At 70.9% G+C, this 16,000-nt stretch carries 16 protein-coding genes and 2 pseudogenes; 9 read left to right on the top strand and 9 right to left on the bottom strand.

Features of this window, described 5'->3' with window-relative positions; all coding sequences use genetic code 11:
* Complete coding sequence (locus tag OG223_RS27930) at window positions 1-843, bottom strand: helix-turn-helix transcriptional regulator (RefSeq protein ID WP_329265512.1); 843 nt, start codon at window positions 841-843, stop codon at window positions 1-3.
* Between the two features lie 212 nt (window positions 844-1,055).
* Here OG223_RS27930 and OG223_RS27925 point away from each other — a divergent pair, with 212 nt between their 5' ends.
* The 4 genes from OG223_RS27925 (at window position 1,056) to OG223_RS27910 (ending at window position 3,967) form a co-directional block, all read left to right on the top strand.
* On the top strand, window positions 1,056-1,811 hold the full coding sequence (locus OG223_RS27925) for an SDR family oxidoreductase (protein ID WP_329254204.1): 756 nt from the start codon (window positions 1,056-1,058) through the stop codon (window positions 1,809-1,811).
* The gene (locus OG223_RS27920) at window positions 1,808-2,431 is read left to right on the top strand and encodes a TetR/AcrR family transcriptional regulator (RefSeq protein WP_329254201.1); all 624 of its coding nucleotides are present in this window, start codon (window positions 1,808-1,810) and stop codon (window positions 2,429-2,431) included. The genes OG223_RS27925 and OG223_RS27920 overlap by 4 nt, the downstream gene beginning before the upstream one ends.
* Complete coding sequence (locus tag OG223_RS27915; RefSeq protein ID WP_329254198.1) at window positions 2,428-2,766, top strand: antibiotic biosynthesis monooxygenase family protein; 339 nt, start codon at window positions 2,428-2,430, stop codon at window positions 2,764-2,766. The genes OG223_RS27920 and OG223_RS27915 overlap by 4 nt, the downstream gene beginning before the upstream one ends.
* A 316-nt stretch (window positions 2,767-3,082) precedes the next feature.
* Window positions 3,083-3,967 carry a calcium-binding protein gene (locus tag OG223_RS27910; RefSeq protein WP_329254195.1) on the top strand — a complete coding sequence of 295 codons (885 nt, stop codon included), beginning with the start codon at window positions 3,083-3,085 and terminating at the stop codon, window positions 3,965-3,967.
* A 55-nt stretch (window positions 3,968-4,022) separates the two neighbouring features.
* Here OG223_RS27910 and OG223_RS27905 read toward each other — a convergent pair whose 3' ends face one another.
* The gene (locus OG223_RS27905; protein ID WP_329254192.1) at window positions 4,023-4,319 is read right to left on the bottom strand and encodes a hypothetical protein; all 297 of its coding nucleotides are present in this window, start codon (window positions 4,317-4,319) and stop codon (window positions 4,023-4,025) included.
* Between the two features lie 169 nt (window positions 4,320-4,488).
* Between OG223_RS27905 and OG223_RS27900 the strand changes: the two genes are divergently transcribed.
* On the top strand, window positions 4,489-6,429 hold the full coding sequence (locus tag OG223_RS27900) for a YncE family protein (protein WP_329254188.1): 1,941 nt from the start codon (window positions 4,489-4,491) through the stop codon (window positions 6,427-6,429).
* Between the two features lie 108 nt (window positions 6,430-6,537).
* Here the strand turns inward: OG223_RS27900 and OG223_RS27895 are convergent, their stop codons facing one another.
* Window positions 6,538-7,194: a TetR/AcrR family transcriptional regulator gene (locus OG223_RS27895; protein ID WP_329254185.1), complete on the bottom strand. Its 657-nt coding sequence runs from the start codon at window positions 7,192-7,194 to the stop codon at window positions 6,538-6,540.
* A gap of 132 nt (window positions 7,195-7,326) precedes the next feature.
* Between OG223_RS27895 and OG223_RS27890 the strand changes: the two genes are divergently transcribed.
* Window positions 7,327-8,859 (top strand): FAD-dependent monooxygenase, encoded by a 1,533-nt coding sequence (locus OG223_RS27890; protein ID WP_329254182.1) that lies wholly within the window; start codon window positions 7,327-7,329, stop codon window positions 8,857-8,859.
* 10 nt (window positions 8,860-8,869) lie between these two features.
* Entirely contained in the window at window positions 8,870-9,241 is a 372-nt protein-coding gene (locus OG223_RS27885; protein WP_329254179.1) for a DUF6479 family protein, read from the top strand.
* A gap of 48 nt (window positions 9,242-9,289) precedes the next feature.
* Here the strand turns inward: OG223_RS27885 and OG223_RS27880 are convergent, their stop codons facing one another.
* The 3 genes from OG223_RS27880 to OG223_RS27870 all read right to left on the bottom strand — a co-directional run bounded on the left by OG223_RS27880 (window position 9,290) and on the right by OG223_RS27870 (window position 12,668).
* Window positions 9,290-10,402 carry a sensor histidine kinase gene (locus OG223_RS27880; RefSeq protein WP_329254177.1) on the bottom strand — a complete coding sequence of 371 codons (1,113 nt, stop codon included), beginning with the start codon at window positions 10,400-10,402 and terminating at the stop codon, window positions 9,290-9,292.
* A complete protein-coding gene (locus OG223_RS27875) occupies window positions 10,395-11,117 on the bottom strand; it encodes a response regulator transcription factor (RefSeq protein ID WP_329254174.1) in 723 nt (240 codons plus the stop codon). The genes OG223_RS27880 and OG223_RS27875 overlap by 8 nt, the downstream gene beginning before the upstream one ends.
* A 1,023-nt stretch (window positions 11,118-12,140) precedes the next feature.
* Complete coding sequence (locus OG223_RS27870; RefSeq protein ID WP_329254171.1) at window positions 12,141-12,668, bottom strand: DUF7144 family membrane protein; 528 nt, start codon at window positions 12,666-12,668, stop codon at window positions 12,141-12,143.
* Window positions 12,669-12,972: 304 nt separating this feature from the next.
* Here OG223_RS27870 and OG223_RS27865 point away from each other — a divergent pair, with 304 nt between their 5' ends.
* Window positions 12,973-13,785, top strand: a complete 813-nt coding sequence (locus OG223_RS27865) for a hypothetical protein (protein WP_329254168.1) — start codon at window positions 12,973-12,975, stop codon at window positions 13,783-13,785.
* Window positions 13,786-13,828: 43 nt separating this feature from the next.
* Here the strand turns inward: OG223_RS27865 and OG223_RS27860 are convergent, their stop codons facing one another.
* The 3 genes and pseudogenes from OG223_RS27860 to OG223_RS27850 form a co-directional block, all read right to left on the bottom strand.
* Window positions 13,829-14,527: a DUF6445 family protein gene (locus OG223_RS27860; RefSeq protein WP_329254165.1), complete on the bottom strand. Its 699-nt coding sequence runs from the start codon at window positions 14,525-14,527 to the stop codon at window positions 13,829-13,831.
* A gap of 86 nt (window positions 14,528-14,613) precedes the next feature.
* Entirely contained in the window at window positions 14,614-15,225 is a 612-nt protein-coding gene (locus OG223_RS27855) for a hypothetical protein (protein WP_329254163.1), read from the bottom strand.
* Window positions 15,226-15,606: 381 nt separating this feature from the next.
* Window positions 15,607-15,813 (bottom strand): annotated as a pseudogene (locus OG223_RS27850) (ATP-binding protein); the annotation flags it as partial.
* A gap of 1 nt (window position 15,814) precedes the next feature.
* On the opposite strand from OG223_RS27850, the pseudogene OG223_RS27845 reads away from it, so the two are divergent.
* Window positions 15,815-15,976 (top strand): annotated as a pseudogene (locus OG223_RS27845) (Scr1 family TA system antitoxin-like transcriptional regulator); the annotation flags it as partial.
* Between the last annotated feature and the right edge of the window lie 24 nt (window positions 15,977-16,000).

Below are 16,000 nucleotides of genomic sequence, written 5' to 3'. Positions count from 1 at the left end.
TCAGGGCGTGAGCTGCTGATGCCCTATGACGGAGAGCAGTTCGAGCTTGCCCTGGCTCTCGGTGCCGGGGCGGGCGGTCATGACCACCAGGGTCTGGGCGCGGTTCTCGGTGAACAGGACCTGGGCGTCGACGTCGATACGGCCGAGGGAGGGGTGCAGGATCGTCTTGCTCTCACCGTAGCGCTGCGCGACCTCCTGGAGTTCCCACACGCGGACGAACTCCGGGCTGCGTTCGCGGAGTTCGGCGACGATCCGGGCCGCCCGGGGGTCGCCGCCGTCGGCCGTGAGCGCGGCGCGCAGCCGGGCCGCCTGGGTGCGGCTGTGCCGGGGGTGGTCCTCGTCCGGGTACACCAGCCGGTCGGCGGGGTCGGTGAACCAGCGGTAGTAGGCGCTGCGGGCCAGGCCCGTGTGCCGTGTCTGGTCGCCCAGCAGCGCGGTGGCGATCGGGTTCATCGCGAGGGTGTCGGCCATGTCGGTCAGCACGATCGCCGGGGTGTCGTCGTTCAGGCGCTCCAGGACCCGCAGCAGGGTCGGGCTGACGTGCTCGGAGCGCTGGAAGCGGACGGGGGCGTTGTGGCCGATGAGCGCGAAGAGGTGGTCGCGTTCGTCCGGGGTCAGCCGTAGGGCCCGCGCGAGCGCCGTGGTGATCTGCACGGAGGGCTGCGGGGCGCGCTGCTGCTCCAGGCGGGCGTAGTAGTCGGTGGACATGCCGGCGAGCTGGGCGACCTCCTCGCGGCGCAGCCCCTGGGTGCGCCGGCGCGGGCCCTCGACCAGCCCGACGTCATGGGGGCGCAACGCCTCGCGCCGCCGGCGCAGGAACTCCGCCAGCTCCTTCTTCTCCATGCCCGCCATCGCCCTCTCCCGTCCGTGACCTCCGTCGCCGGCTTCCGTCGTCGACCTCCATCGTCCGACCTCCGCCGTCGACCTTCATCGTCGCCGCTTTCCGTCACCCCAGCCAGGGATCCCCGATCCATGGACAAGCCTTCCTCTCCCGCCCCGGCGAAGCCGCTTCTACGGTCGAGGCAGCGACAGCCCCCCTCAAGGAGAAACCCCGCATGAAGATGACCGGCAACACCATCCTGATCACCGGCGGCACCTCGGGCATCGGCCTCGGCCTGGCCCTGCGCCTGCACGAGGCCGGCAACAAGGTGGTCGTCGCCGGCCGGCGCAAGGAACTCCTCGACGAGATCACGGCCGAGCACCCGGGCATCGACGCGCTCGTCCTCGACGTCACGGACCCGGCGTCGATCGCCCGCGCCGCCGAGCGGGTGCGGGAGGGGTATCCGGAGCTGAACGTCCTGGTCAACAACGCCGGCATCATGCTGCCCGAGAACCTCCTCGACCCGGCCTCGCTGCCGGTCGCCGAGGACCACGTCACGGTCAACCTGCTCGGCACGATCCGGATGACGTACGCCTTCCTGCCGCTGCTTGTCGGCAAGGACGACGCGGCCGTCGTGAACGTCACCTCCGCGCTGGCGTTCGTACCGCTGCCGATCACCCCGACCTACAACGCGACGAAGGCCGCGCTGCACTCCTTCTCGGAGAGCCTGCGCGTGCAGCTCGCTCAGGCCGACGCCGGCGTCCAGGTCATCGAGGTCGCGCCGCCGGGCGTGCGCACCACCATGCTGGACCAGGAGAACAACGAGAACTCGATGCCGCTGGACGACTTCCTCACCGAGACCCTCGACCTGCTGCGCGAGAAGCCCGACGCGAAGGAACTCGTCGTGGAACGCGCCCGGTTCGTGCGCGACGCGGAGGCCAACGGCTCCTACGACACCATCCTCGCCCAGCTCAGCGGCGTCGGGGCGTGACACCCGAGGACGTCCCCGCCGAGCGGTCCGACGCCGCCCGCAATCGGGTCCGGCTGCTGGAGGCCGCCGCCCGGCTGGTGGCCGAGCGGGGCGCGGAGCACGTGACGATGCACGAGGTCGCGGAGGCCGCCGGCGTGGGAAAGGGCACGCTCTTCCGCCGGTTCGGCGACCGGGACGGGCTGCTGCTCGCGCTGCTCGGCGAGGCCGAGGCCGACTTCCACGAGGCGTACACCTCGGGTCCGCCGCCGCTGGGACCGGGGGCGCCCGCGAGGGACCGGCTGACCGCGTTCGGCAGTGCCCTGATCGCACGCGTCGCCGCCGACGCGGACCTCGGCGCCGCGCTGGGCCGACAGGTCGTCCACGAACGCCGGCACGCCTCCGGCACCGGCCGCGCCTTCCACCAGCACGTCTCAACCCTCCTGGCGGAAGCGGGAGTCGACGGCGACCACGACATGCTGGCCCACGCGCTGCTCGCCTTCGCGAACTTCGAGACGGGGGACTATCTGCACGTCGGATGCGGCATCCCCGTAGCCCGTCTCCAGACCACCTGGGTGGACCTGGTGCGACGGGTGACCCGCGACGGGTCGGGTCCGGCGGCGACTGTGAGAATGGGCCCATGAGCATCGTCAAGATCAACGTACTCACGGTCCCCGAAGAGCAGCGCGAGACGCTCGAGAAGCGCTTCGCCAGCCGGGCCGGGACGGTGGACGGCTCGGACGGTTTCGAGTGGTTCGAGCTGCTCCGGCCGGTCGAGGGCACCGACACCTATCTCGTCTACACGCGCTGGCGTGCCGAGGAGGACTTCCAGAACTGGATGTCCGGGATGGGCCAGGCCGCGCACCGGGGCGGCCCTCAGGACGGTTCCCCGCAGGGCGAGCGGCCGAAGCCCGCCGCGACGGACGCCACGCTGTGGACGTTCGAGGTGGTGCAGCAGGCCGGGCCCAAGGAGGGCTAGAGAGCCAGAGGGCTAGAGATTCCGGACGGTTCGGGGGGGGCGGCACGGCCGTCGGCGCGACTACGGCGCCACGCCCGTTTCGCCCCCCGGGACTTGGCGCCCCGCGCGAGAAAGCCGTCACCGCTCGCGATGGTTGTGGTGGATCGACGGGCCACTTCGTGAACTCGCGCTGAATGGCGGCTGACAGTTCACGGGGAGACGACACCCGTGCGTGGGGACGCACAACCAAGCCTCCAAGGCGGGGGTCAGACGCTGTGCGGGAACCCGAACTCCTCGGATTCCGCCAACTCCCCATACGTTTCACGGAGGTTGTGCGATGCCCTCTCGTCCTCTCGGTCGCCTCGTCACCCTGGCCCTCGGCGCCGGTCTGGCCGCACCGCTGTTCCTCGCCGGGACCGCGGGCGCCGCCACCGCCCCGGCCACCGCCGCGCTCGCCAACGGCGACCACGAGATCCTCTACACGGCCGCCACGGGCCAGGCCAACAAGGCGGTCGTCACCGCGACCCACGTGACCGGCAGCGACACGATCACGTACGTCATCGACGACGTGGTCACGGTGAAGCCGGGCGCCGGCTGCGCGTACCCCACCGCCTCGGACCACACCAAGGTGTCCTGCACGGTCACCCTGCTGGACAGCCAGGACCCGTACCCCACCGTGGAGTTGAAGCTCGGCGACGGCAACGACACCCTCAGCTACCACAACAGGACCGGCCAGACGTACTTCTTCGCCTCGACCGACCTGGGCGCCGGCAACGACAAGTACACCGAGGACGGCAGCGTCGACGGCAACTACGCCTCGGGCGGCACCGGCAACGACACGATCACCCTCGGCAAGTACTCCGTCGGCTGGGGCGACAACGGCAACGACACCCTCCACGGCGGCGCTTCCACCATCGCCCAGGGCGGCAACGGCAACGACACGATCACCACCACCGGCAGCGCTGCCGACGGCGGCGCGGGCAACGACGTCATCACCGCGGGCGCGGGCAACCAGAGCCTGACCGGCGGCGCCGGCAACGACAGGATCCACGGCGGCGCCGGGAACGACTTCATCTACGGCGGCACGGGCAACGACGTCCTCTACGGCGGGGCGGGCGCCGACACCATCTACGGCAACTCCGGCAACGACACGCTGTGGGGCGGCGCGGGCAAGGACGTCCTGTCCGGCGGACCGGGCCGGAACGTCGTCCACCAGAACTGACGCGACAACGCTCCGCGGAGTGCAGGGGGGCGGAGTGCGGGGGGATGGGGACGGGCTAGGGCGTCACGGCAGCCCTGGCCGTCCTGGCCGTCCTCCGGCGGGCGGCGAACTCCATGCCGAACCCGACGAGGGACAGCGCGAGCCCGGCCCAGAAGAACAGCGCGCTGTGCCACTCCAGCGTGCCGAGCAGCATCAGGTCCACACCGACGACGGGCAGCAGGATTCCTCCCGCCGCGTACCAACGCCCCTTGCGCGCCTGGACGATCGCCGAAACCGCGCCGAGCACCAGGATCACAGCCATGATCGTCGTCCACATGGGGACATCGTCCCAGCGCAGGGGTCCCGCGCTCAACCCATAAACCCCTTTCCCACCTGTCACAGACATGCCATACGCTGCTCTCGGCAGCCGCGCCCCGCGCGTCACCGCGTCTCTCATCCGCGGTCGAGTCCGGGTGTTGCGCGGCGCTCTCAACTCCCGGTCTCCTGACCGGTTTTCCTTGTGGGGGGAACAGCACGTGCGGATGCGCAGCATCTCGACCGCGACAGCGCTCGCGGTCCTTTTCGGTTCGGCGGCACTCAGCGTCGTAGCGACGGGTACGGCCTCGGCGGCCACCGTCGGCGTGACCACGCCCGGGGGCCTCGTCGCGGACGGCGCCCTCAAGCGGGTGTTCGTCGGCGACCGTTCGGCCGGGACGGTCGCGGCCACCGACTACGCGGGCAATGTCCTCGCCTCGGCGGGTGGCATCAGCGGGGTCACCGACCTGGCCGTGTCCGACGACGGGGCGACCGTGTACGCGGCGGCCCAGGGCACGCACGAGATCGTGGCGCTCGACGCGGCCACCCTCGACGTGAAGGCCCGCTATCCGGTCGCCACCACCGTGGGCCCGCGGTATGTCGCCTTCACCGCCGGCAGGCTCTGGTTCACCTACGGCGACCAGTGGGACAGCAACGTCGGCTCGGTCGACCCGGCCGTGGACCCGGCGAGCGGCACCGACCCGGTGACGCTCGGCCAGAAGCCCGACGGCGTCTCGATCAACGACCCCGGCTTCCTCGACACCGCCGCGTCCAGGCCCGGTGTCCTCGCCCTCGGCGAGACCGGCATCTCCACGGACTCGATGGCCGTCCTGGACGTCTCGGGAACCACCCCGCAGAAGGTCGCCTACTACAACGGCGACTACACGCTCAACAGCGGTATCTACGACATCGACCTGGTACCCGGCGCCGACGAGGTGCTGATCAACGGCACGACGCGGGACGCCTACGCGAACGGCGCGTTCACGCAGGCCGGCACCTACCCCGGCGCCCAGCGGGCCGACATCGCCCCGGACGGCACGGTCGCCCAGGCCAACGACGGCACGATCACGACGTACAGCCCGAACGCCACGAAGGCGATCCGCGCGTACAACGTGGGCCCCTACGGCTCGGCCGATCTGACCTGGGCCCCGGACAACTCGCGGATCTTCGTGCTCGCCGGGAAGTCGGGCGGCGGCTACACGCTCAAGGCGCTGACCGACCCCGAGAAGAACGTCCCGACCCTCACGGTCAGCGCGCCCTCCTCCGCCCCCCGCGCCAAGAAGCTCACCGTCACCGGCAAGCTCTCGGCGACGGTCGCGCTGCCCGCCGGCGCGAAGCTCCAGGTCACCCGCACCGACGTGGAGTCCACGAAGGGCAAGGCGCTGCCCGTCGTCACGGTGAAGGCGAACGGCACGTACTCCTTCACGGACACCCCGCCGGCCGGCGGCACCGTCACCTACAAGGTGAGCTACGCGGGCGACGCCGGGCACACCGCGGTCAGCGCCTCGGACAAGGTCGCCGTCTCCCGCGCGGCCACGACCCTGAGCCTGAACAACAACGGCAAGCTGTACGCGTACGGCGCCGACGTGAAGTTCACCGCGCACCTCGGCAAGACGTACAAGAACCGCACGGTCGCGATCTACTCGGACCCCTTCGGCGCCGACAAGCCGAAGAAACTGATCAAGACCGGCAAGGTCAACTCCAGCGGCAACATCTCCGTGACCGTGGACATGACCCGCGACACCGCCGTCAGCGCGGTCTTCGCGGGCGACGGCCGCTACGCGTCCAAGACGGTGAAGGTCACGTCGTACGCCAAGGTCAAGGTCTCCACCGCGATCAGCAAGCACTACAAGACGGCGAAGATCGGCTCGACGTCGTACTACTGGTTCCACAAGAACTCCGCGCCGATCGTCACCACGACGATGACGTACTACAAGAACCGCCAGGAGCGGCTCGACCTGCAGGTCTACTACAACGGCCAGTGGTACGACTCCGGCTCGGAGTACTTCGGCCTGGGGACGAACGGCAAGGTCGCCGTGAACCTCGGCGCCCCCGGCGAGTCCGGCATCAAGGCCCGCGTCCGGGCCGCGTACATCAACGGTTCGTCCGGTGACAGCGTCAACTCGACGACGTACACCGGCTGGAAGTACCTGTACTTCTCCAACTAGCCGCCGTTTCCCGGGCATTGGGGTGCACCGGGTGAAGGGGTGCACAGCAGCCCCGTCTCGACGACCATCGGTCGCCGGGCGGGGCTGTTCGCATGTCCACCCCGCCACTCATTCCGCCACTGACTCCGCCGTCCACCCCGCGTCCAGGCCCTTCATGAGCTGTCCGTACGCCCCCTGCGCGGTCGTGACCGCGTCGTCGTACGCCTCGTCGGCGGTGCGGCCCGCGGCCATCGTCCGCCAGTTCTCCAGGGCGAGTTCCTGCTGTGCGGCGATCAGGTGGGTCGCGGCGAGGCGGCGGGTGAACGGGGTGGAGGCCCCGGAGTCGGGGAGGGCGGCGGCGAGCACGTCGATCTCCTGGCTTCGGTAGCGCTGCACCAGGCCGGTCTGCAGGCTCGGCGTGCCGTACAGCAGGTCCATGAAACCGAGCACTTCGGGATGGTCGTTCAGGCCGGTGATCGGGTCGCGCGCGATGAGGCGGGCCAGGAAGTGGGCACACAGGGCGGCGGTGGGGGTCTGGCCGGGCCGGCGTTCGCGCACGACGCGGGCCGCTTCGCCCTGGTGGTCGGCGAAACGGTGCAGGACCAGGTCCTCCTTGGTGGGGAAGTACCGGAACAGCGTGGCCTTGGAGACCTCGGCCGCCGCCGCGACCTCGACGACGGACACCTCGTCGAAGCCCTTCTGGCGGAACAGGCGCAGGGCTTCCTGCGCGATGAGGTTCCGCGTGCGTTCCTTCTTGCGCTCGCGCAGACCGGCGGGTTCGTCCATGCGGACCACTTTACCAGGCAGGTGAGACCCGGGATCGAGTGAGACCGAGAATCTTCTGATACCCGGTTGCATTTTCTCTTCGTTCGGTGTTCCCTGAATGCAGCGGGACACAACGACGACGAGAGGACCGCCATGAGCGAGGACGACGTCCTGATCGTGGGCGCCGGACCGACCGGTCTCACGCTTGCCATCGAGCTGGCCCGGCGCGGTGCGGGGGTGCGGATCGTGGACGCGGCCCCGGTCCCGCACCGGGAGTCCCGGGGCAAGGGCCTGCAGCCGCGCACCCTGGAGGTCCTGGAGGACGTCGGCGTCACCGAGCGCGCCCTCGCCACCGGGACGACACGGCTGCCGTTCCGCAAGTACTTCGACGGCGCGCATGTGAACGACACCGACCCCTTCGCGGACGCCCGCCCCACCCCCGACGCGCCGTACGAGCGGGGGGTGCTCATAGGGCAGTGGCAGGTGGAGGAACTCCTGCGCGAGCGGCTCGCGGAGTTCGGGACCACCGTCGAACTCGGCACGGAGGTCACCGGGTTCGAGCAGGACGCGGACGGCGTCACGGCCGTCCTCGCCGACGGGGAGCGGATCAGGGCCGGCTATCTCGTCGGCTGCGACGGCGGGCGCAGCCGGGTGCGCAGGGCGATGGGGGTGCGCTTCGACGGTACGACCGAGGAAGCGCAGTCGATGGTCGTCGGTGACGTGGAGGCCGAGGGGATCGGCCGGGACGTCTGGCATCAGTGGTTCACGTCGGACGGGAGTGGGGTGGCGCTGTGCCCCATGCCCGGCACGAACTCCTTCCAGTTCCAGGCGAGTCCCGAACTCGACGCGAGCGGCGAGCCGTTGCCACCGTCGCTGGAGAGCTTCCAGCGGATCTTCGACCGGCACGCGCGCGTGCCCGGCATCACGCTGACCGACCCGACCTGGCTCTCCGTCTGGCGGGTCAACGTCCGTATGGTCGACCGGATGCGCGTCGGCCGGGTCTTCCTGGCCGGGGACGCCGCCCACGTCCACCCGATCGCGGGCGGACTCGGCATGAACACCGGCATCCAGGACGCCTACAACCTGGGCTGGAAGCTCGCCCTCGCGACCGCGGGGCAGGCCGGACCCGGACTCCTGGACACCTACGAGGAGGAACGCCTCCCGGTGGCCGCCTGGACCCTGGGCATCAGCACGGAGCTGTACGCCCGAGTGCTCGAAGCGGTCAAGGAACCCGGCACCGGCGTCGAGGCCGCCGCCCCGCCCCCCATGGGCACCGGCTACCGCTGGAGTTCCCTAGCCACCTCCACCACCACCTCCGCAGGCGACCCCGACACCCTGCGCCCCGGTGACCGCGCCCCCGACGCCCCCTGCCTGGACGCCTCCGGCCGCCCGGTCCGCCTCTTCCAGGTGTACGCGGACCCCCGCTTCACGCTGCTCGGCTTCGGCCCCGAAGTCGCGGACGCGGTGGGCAAGTTGGCGGCCGAGTACGCGGGCCTGGTGCAGGCGTTCGCGGTGGACGCCGGGGACCTGGAGGACCACGAGGGGCACGCGCGGCGGGCGTACGGCGTCACCGACCCGGCACTCGTCCTGGTCCGCCCCGACAACCACGTGGCACTGCTGACCCGGGACCCGGCAGACGTGGCGAACTATCTCACCCACATCGCCACATTCACCCCGAAAGAGTGATACTCGGACTATGAGCACGGCAACGTATGAACTACTGGCCGCGTCGCACAACACCCTCAACGTGGGCGCAGCCTTTCTCGGTGGCCTGGTGATCGCAGGCGCGCTGGTCTGGGCCATACATTTCGGCATGAAGGTCCGTGACCAGGAACTTCCACGGCCGCTCCCCGAGGAGCAGCCCCACCTCCCGGTCGGCGGCGCGGTCCACGAGATGCGCGAGATGCGGGAACCCGACGAGATGCCCCTCGCCTCGGAGGAGAAGGAGCGGCTGATGCCGTACCAGCTCCACCACTCCGGGAGCAGAACGGGAAAGGACCAGAAGCGGCTGCGCTGGCTGCCGGGACGGAGTGGTTCCTTCGGTGGGGGCGGCATAGGTCACGTGTGACCGCGCCCTGAGAGTTTCTTCGCGCCCTGAGAGTTCCTTTGGGGGCGGTCAGGCTTCCGCCGCGGGCAGCGTCACCTCGAAGCGGCAGCCGCCCGACACATTCCGTACGGCGGCCCGTCCCTGGTGCGCCTCGACGATCCCGCGCACGATCGCGAGCCCCAGTCCGGCCCCGGCGGGGGGAGTGCGCGCGTGGGTGCCACGCCAGCCGGTGTCGAAGACGCGGGGCAGATCGTCCTCCGGGATGCCACCGCACCCGTCCGTCACGGACAGGACGACACCGTCCGGACTCCGCTCGGCGGCGATCGCGACCGTGCCGTCGGCGGGCGTCCGGCGGATGGCGTTGACCAGCAGGTTCCCCAGCACCCGGCTCATCTCCTTGCCGTCCACCTCGACCGGTACCGGTGCGATCCGGTCGCCGACCAGCCGTACGCCGTGCTCGCGCGCGAGCGGGTCCGCGCCGGCGAGGGCGTCGCCGATCAGGTCGTAGAGGGACATGCGGGAGCGGGTGAGGGCGAGGGAGCCGGCGTGGATGCGGGAGAGTTCGAAGAGGTCGCCGACCATGTCGTTGAGGCGTTCCACCTCGGTGCGGATCTGCCGGAGGTAGCGCTCGGGCTCGGCGGCGACGCCGTCCTCCAGGGCCTCGGACATCGCGCGCAGGCCGGCCAGCGGGGTGCGCAGATCGTGCGAGATCCAGGCGACGAGTTCACGCCGTGACGACTCCAACGCGCGCTCGCGGTCGCGGGATTCGGCGAGTTTGGCGCTGGTGGCGGCCAACTCGCGGCTGACGTCGGCGAGTTCGGCGGTGGCGGGGCGGGCCGGGGCGGAGTAGTCGCCGCCGTCGCCGAAGTCGCGGGCGGCGAGGACGAGTTCACGGCTGCGGGCGACGACCCAGCGGCCGAGCAGCAGGGCGGTGAGCAGGGAGACGACGGCGGCCATCGCGACCACCGTCGTGACCACGGACAGATCGTGCCGGGACAGGAACATCGCCTGCGCCACGGCCAGCGTCCCGGCGAGCATCGCGGTCACGGCGACCGCGGCGACCACGGACACGGACGCGGTGAGGGACCGCCGGCGCAGCAACCACAGGGCGCCGGCCCCGAGCACACCGGCGGCAGCGGCGCCGAGAAAGGCGAACAGGGCGATGAGGAGGGCGTCACGCATGATCGGTTCCCTCGGTGCCGGCGGTGCCTTCGGTACCGGTGGCGCCCTCGGTACCGGCGGGTTCGAAGCGGTACCCGACGCCCCACACCGTCTGGATGAACCGCGGCCGCCCCGGATCGTCCTCGACCTTGCCGCGCAGTCGCCGTACATGCACGGTGACGGTCGACAGGTCGCCGAAGTCCCAGCCCCACACCTCGCTCATCAGGTCCTCCCGCCCGTACACCCGCCCCGGGTGCCGGAGGAAGAAGGCGAGGAGGTCGAACTCCCGGTGGGTGAGGGCGAGTTCGGCACCGTCCTTGGTGGCCCGGCGGGCGGCGGGGTCCACGGCCAGCCCACCGGCGCTCAGCGGCGCGGCGGAACCGACCGGCGACCGGGACCGGCGCAGCACGGACTCCACCCGGAGCACCAGTTCCCGCGGGCTGAACGGCTTGGTGACGTAGTCGTCGGCCCCGACCTCCAGCCCCAGGATCCGGTCGTCCTCGTCCCCCCGGGCGGTCAGCATGATCACCGGAACGGGCCCCCGCTCCCGCATCCGCCGGCACACCTCCAGCCCGTCCATCCCCGGCAGCATCAGATCGAGCACCACCAGATCGGGCCAGTGCGCATCGGCCCGGGCGAGCGCCTCCGGCCCGTCGGCGGCCCGTTCCACGACATACCCGGCCCGGTCGAGATACCCGGAGACGACTTCGGCGACGGTCGGATCGTCGTCGACCACGAGAACGCGGGTGGCTCCGCCGGTTCCGCGGGGCTCGCGGGATTCCCAGGGTTCAGAGGACCCGTGGGGCTCGCGAGATTCCCAGGGTTCAGAGGACCCGTGGGGCTCACCGGACTCACGAGGTCCGCGGGGATCATCACCGGGCACACGAGACTGACGGGACTCAGCGGGCACACGAGGCTGACGAGACTCACCAGATTCCACGACCCGCCCGGGACGACCGGGCGCGCCGGCTACTCCGGCTACTCCGGCTACTCCGGCTACTCCGGCTACTCCGGTCGTCGCGGTCACTCCGGATACTCCGGGCCTCGCGGTCGCCCCGGTCACCCCGGATACTCCGGGCCTCGCGGTCGCCCCGGTCGTCGCGGACGCTCCGGGCCTCGCGGTCTTCCCGGTCACCGCGGGCACTCCGGCCCTCGCGGTCGTCGCGGTCACCCCGGATACTCCGGACACTCCGGACACTCCGGGCCTCGCGGTCTTCCCGGTCACCCCGGGCACTCCGGCCCTCGCGGTCGCCCCGGATACTCCGGACACTCCGGAGCTCGCGGTCGCCCCGGTCGCCGCAGTCACTCCGGACGCTCCGGGCCTCGCGGTCACTCCCGACGCCCCGGTCCTCACGGCCTTCCCGGCCACCCTGGTCACCCCGGGCCCCGCGGCCCTCCCGGTTGCCCCGGACACTCCGGGCCTTGCGGATACCCCGGGCCTCGCGGTCACTCCGGCCGCCCCGGTCCTCACGGCCTTCCCGGTTGCCCCGGACCCTCCGGGCCTCGCGGTCGCCCCGGCCGCCACGGTCCTCGCGGACACCCCGGTCACTCCGGGCCCCGCGGCCTTCCCGGTCACCCCGGACACTCCGAGCCTCGCGGTCGCCCCGGTCGCCCCGGTCCTCGCGGGCCTCTCGTACGGCTGTTGCATGGCGTCAGCCTCGCACCACATCCCCCGGCGGTGCCGCCCCGGACCGGCTTCGGGCGCCGGACGTCCTTATTTCGTAAGAACCCCGGCGCCCGTTGTCGCCCTACCGCTGGCCTACTGCCGTGCCCCGGACCGCTCCGGGCTGTGCACCGCCAGTGCCCAGATCACGAACACGTCGACCGCGATCATGATGACCGACCAGATGGGGGCGTACGGGAGGAACATGAACTGGAGGATGGCGCTGAGGCTCGCGAGGACGATGCCGCAGACGCGGGCCCAGCTCATGCCTCTGAGGATGCCCCAGCCGGTGATCAGGCCCACGGCGCCGAGGCAGACCAGGATGACGCCCCAGCCGGTGAGGTTGATGCTGTAGATGTAGTCGCCGACGCGGGCGTACACGTCGTCCTTGGCGATCGCGGAGATGCCCTGAAGGACGGCGATGACGCCGTTCATCAGCATCAGGACGCCGGCGAAGACCGCGCCGCCGGCCGCGAGACCGCCGCCGGACGGCGGCGCGCCGTAGCCCCGGGTGCCGGGGGCCTGGCCGGGCCGCCCGCCGGAGTCGCTCCAGGCCGACTGCTTCTCCTCGCCGCCGGCGGACGGCGAGTGCGGCTGCTGCGTCGAGTGCGGCTGCTGGGTCATGGCCGTACCCCACCTCTCTGTGGTGTGTGGTGCTTCGACCATCCGGCCGGGGCACGCCCTCCACCAGGGGGGTTACGCCATTCGGGTGACACCGGGGACGGCGACCAGCGACCGCACCCGGTTCCCAGGCCACGGCCGCGCCCTACCGCACCGCCCACCCACCTGGCCCGGAAACCCGCGAACCGGCCCCCCGGCCAGGCACCCGCCCGGCAGCATGCTGCGTCTCGTCGCCTGTCCCGGAAGCCGCCTGTCGTGGAAGTCGCCCGACCTGGAAGTCACCCCGTCCTGGAAACCGGAGCCGCCTATGTCGTGCAAGCCCCCGCCCCTGGAGATGCAGTCGGTCGCCGGGCTCTACTCACAGCTCTCCGGGGTGCTGGCCGGATTCGCGCTCACGGCCGTGTTCATCGTCGTCGCCCACTTCCTCGGCGAGGCCGCGCCGACCGGCCGTAGGGAAGAAGCGCTCGGCCAAGCCCTTCCCGCGCTGCTCGCGGCCCTGCTCGGGCTGGTCTTCACCTCGCTCACCTACTGCGTCGTCGCGGCCGACCGGGACAACCCCGGCCGAGCGCTGTTCGAGCACGTCGTGGCCGGCGTCGGCTTCTCCGTCTCCGGGGCGCTGCTCATCCTCGCCGCCGTCCTGCTCATCGAGGGCGTGCTGCCCTACGACCCCGTCCACTACGCACGGCGCCTGCTCGGCCAGTGCGCGCCCCTGCCGATCTTCGCGCTCCTCTGCAACGGCGCGTACGCCTACGGCAAGGCGGCCCACGGGGGTCGGGCACCCGACTGGCTGGGCGTCCTCATCGCGCTGCTGCTGTCCGTGGTGCTCGCCGTCTCCGTCCTCGGCTACGCGGCCTACGGCCGTCCCGGCCTGGACGGGATCCGGGCGACCGGTGGCGGGGCCACCCGGACGATCGCGGCGGGCGGACTGTCGGTCGTGACCGTGTGCCTGCTGAGCGTGGTGACGACGATGGAGGTCGCCGACACGGGCTGCTCCGCGCCCGTCGGCGCCGTCGTCCTCGTCCTGCTCTGCGGATTCCTCGCGGCGCTCGGCCTGTGCGGCTGGCTCTTCGTCACCCGCCCGGCCCGCCCGACAGCCCCGGACCCGGATCCCGCCCCGTGAACACGGAGGTGCCGAAGTCGCCGTAACAGCAAGGGCGTTGGGGTCAGGCCATCCAGAAGAAGACGGCGGTCATCCGCTTCTCCTCCAGCGTGCTGCCGTGGTAATCGGTCGCGCTGTGCACGAGGTTGGCGTGGTAGAGCAGCAGGCTGTTGTACTTGTGCGGCACGCGTACGTCCTCTTCGAAGGCGTCCGGCGCGACGAAGCGCGTCCCGAGGGCGTCGACGAGGTTGTTGTGCGGGGCCTGCACGACGTTGCCGCCGAGCCGTCCGCCCGGCAGGTGCTGCCGGTAGAAACTGGTCCCGCAGTCCTTCGGCACGGAGGGGTTGAGATACAGCACGGCGGCGTACCGGCACAGGGAGCGGGAGTCGGTGTGCGGCCGGGGCTCGCTCTCGCCCTTCCCCACGACCTGGATGCAGTTGTGGTTGAGCGTCCCGCCGCCGGGCGCCTTCTGCACCCACAACTCCTTTGCCCCGGTGGCCTGTTTCACCAGCCGCTCGATCCGCCCCAGCTCCGACGGCTCCAGCCCCGGCATGGTGCGCAGCCCCGGCCAGGTCTCCGACGTGTACGGATACCCCTTCACCCAGTCGTCCTTCGCGAGACACCGTTCCCGTACGGAGTCCACGTCCGGGAGCACGTCGTTCAGCACCCAGTAGTCACGGCCCTTGGTGGGCTTGCGGTACGGGAGGACGGGGAGCGGGGCCTGACGGGCCGTCCGCCGGGGCTGTGGGGGGAGTGGTGGCATGAGGCCGAACGTATAGCCGGGGTTCGCCAATGCTGTGCCATACACCGGTCAACATTCCGTCAACGTAGGGTTGTTGAAACGCAAGGTCAGGTCGGTCGCGGGGTGCCGTCCACCGGGCTCTCCGCCTCTTCGGCGAACAGGTCCTCCGCGCGTTCGACCGTACCGGCGCGGTCGAGCCAGTCACTCAGTCGGTCGAGGTCGGTGCAGGTCGCGATGCGCTCACGGATGTCATCGGAGATGACGAACCCACGCACCTCCAGGACGCGCAGGATCCCTTTCGCCTCCCCCTTCGCCTCGCCCTCGAGATAGGCCCTCTCCATGAGGTGGCCACGGCCGGGGAAGTAGTTGACGAAACCCATGATGCTCCTCCATTTGTCTCCGGCGGGGGTGTCCCCCAGGGTGACGTCCAGGAATTGGTAGATGTAGTCGGAGGCGTCGGTGTCCATGCCCGCGAGGGCCTGGTCCAGTGCGTCCAGTAGGGCGTCGGACTCGGGGTTGTTGGCGTGTGTCAGGGCGGAGAACGCGGCCATCGCGGGGTTCTTCGCCGCGCTTCTCACGTCCGTGATCATCGGGAGGTTGTCCGGTCCGACGACGAGGGGGCACGTGCGCTGGACGGTCCAGCCGCGCGTCCCGCAGTCGAACGGGCCGGCCGCCCACTTGGCCGTGGCCCGGTCGCGGCACACCACGAGCAGCAGCACCGGCAGCTTGTACTTGGACTGGAGATACGCGACGTAGAAGGCCCAAGCTCCACTCCTTCCTGTCGTCCCGCCGCTCCTGTGCCTCGACGGCGAGCAGGAAGTCGTCGCCGTCCGACGGGCAGATCCGCAGTGCCGTGTCGATGTGACGGGCCATCGGCCGCGTCTCCGTCGCGTCGGTGGTGATCGCGTACACCGCGGCCTTCTCGGGTAACGCGATGCCCAGGACGCCGAAGACGGGCGTCAGGATCTCGGGCCGCTCCTGGAAGATGCGGTGCATGCCCTCGTGAGCTGATGTGACCATGTGCGCAACCTAGGTGGATCAAGGACCGGGCTGTCCGGCCGATTCGGGGTCGTTCACTCTTTCGAGGGGCGGAGGAACGTTCAGGCCGCGCCGCCCAGTTCGCACCAGACGTACCTGCCCCGGTGACCGTTCCTGGACAGCGGCTGCCAGCCCCACTGGTTCGCGCAGGCTTTGACGAGGGCGAGCCCGCGCCCCTCCTCCAGATCGGCGACGGACGTCAACTCACCTGGTGGCTGCGGGGGTTCGGGGTTGGCGTCCCAGGCGCCGATGCGGAGGATGTCCGGCGACTTCCTGGATTTGTCGGAGCTTGAGCATCACGCGAGATTCCTGCGGGTCATCGGCACGGCGCACGTGCCGGGGATACTCCAGACCGAGGACTACGCGCGGGCCGTCTTCTCGTACATGGTTCCCGAACTGCCGCCCGCTGAGCCGGACTCCTGGGTCGCACACCACCACACTCACCACCACCCCCAC

Origin of the sequence: Streptomyces sp. NBC_01478, from assembly GCF_036227225.1 — a bacterium.
GTDB lineage: Bacteria > Actinomycetota > Actinomycetes > Streptomycetales > Streptomycetaceae > Streptomyces.
This window is presented reverse-complemented; position numbering and strand designations above follow the sequence as displayed.

Excerpts from the sequence above, each read along its gene's own strand:
- OG223_RS27930 (WP_329265512.1), bottom strand. The coding sequence starts at position 843 with ATGGAGAAGAAGGAGCTGGCGGAGTTCCTGCGCCGGCGGCGCGAGGCG.
- OG223_RS27925 (WP_329254204.1), top strand. The coding sequence starts at position 1,056 with ATGAAGATGACCGGCAACACCATCCTGATCACCGGCGGCACCTCGGGC.
- OG223_RS27915 (WP_329254198.1), top strand. The coding sequence starts at position 2,428 with ATGAGCATCGTCAAGATCAACGTACTCACGGTCCCCGAAGAGCAGCGC.
- OG223_RS27910 (WP_329254195.1), top strand. The coding sequence starts at position 3,083 with ATGCCCTCTCGTCCTCTCGGTCGCCTCGTCACCCTGGCCCTCGGCGCC.
- OG223_RS27900 (WP_329254188.1), top strand. The coding sequence starts at position 4,489 with ATGCGCAGCATCTCGACCGCGACAGCGCTCGCGGTCCTTTTCGGTTCG.
- OG223_RS27895 (WP_329254185.1), bottom strand. The coding sequence starts at position 7,194 with ATGGACGAACCCGCCGGTCTGCGCGAGCGCAAGAAGGAACGCACGCGG.
- OG223_RS27890 (WP_329254182.1), top strand. The coding sequence starts at position 7,327 with ATGAGCGAGGACGACGTCCTGATCGTGGGCGCCGGACCGACCGGTCTC.
- OG223_RS27885 (WP_329254179.1), top strand. The coding sequence starts at position 8,870 with ATGAGCACGGCAACGTATGAACTACTGGCCGCGTCGCACAACACCCTC.
- OG223_RS27880 (WP_329254177.1), bottom strand. The coding sequence starts at position 10,402 with ATGCGTGACGCCCTCCTCATCGCCCTGTTCGCCTTTCTCGGCGCCGCT.
- OG223_RS27870 (WP_329254171.1), bottom strand. The coding sequence starts at position 12,668 with ATGACCCAGCAGCCGCACTCGACGCAGCAGCCGCACTCGCCGTCCGCC.
- OG223_RS27865 (WP_329254168.1), top strand. The coding sequence starts at position 12,973 with ATGTCGTGCAAGCCCCCGCCCCTGGAGATGCAGTCGGTCGCCGGGCTC.
- OG223_RS27860 (WP_329254165.1), bottom strand. The coding sequence starts at position 14,527 with ATGCCACCACTCCCCCCACAGCCCCGGCGGACGGCCCGTCAGGCCCCG.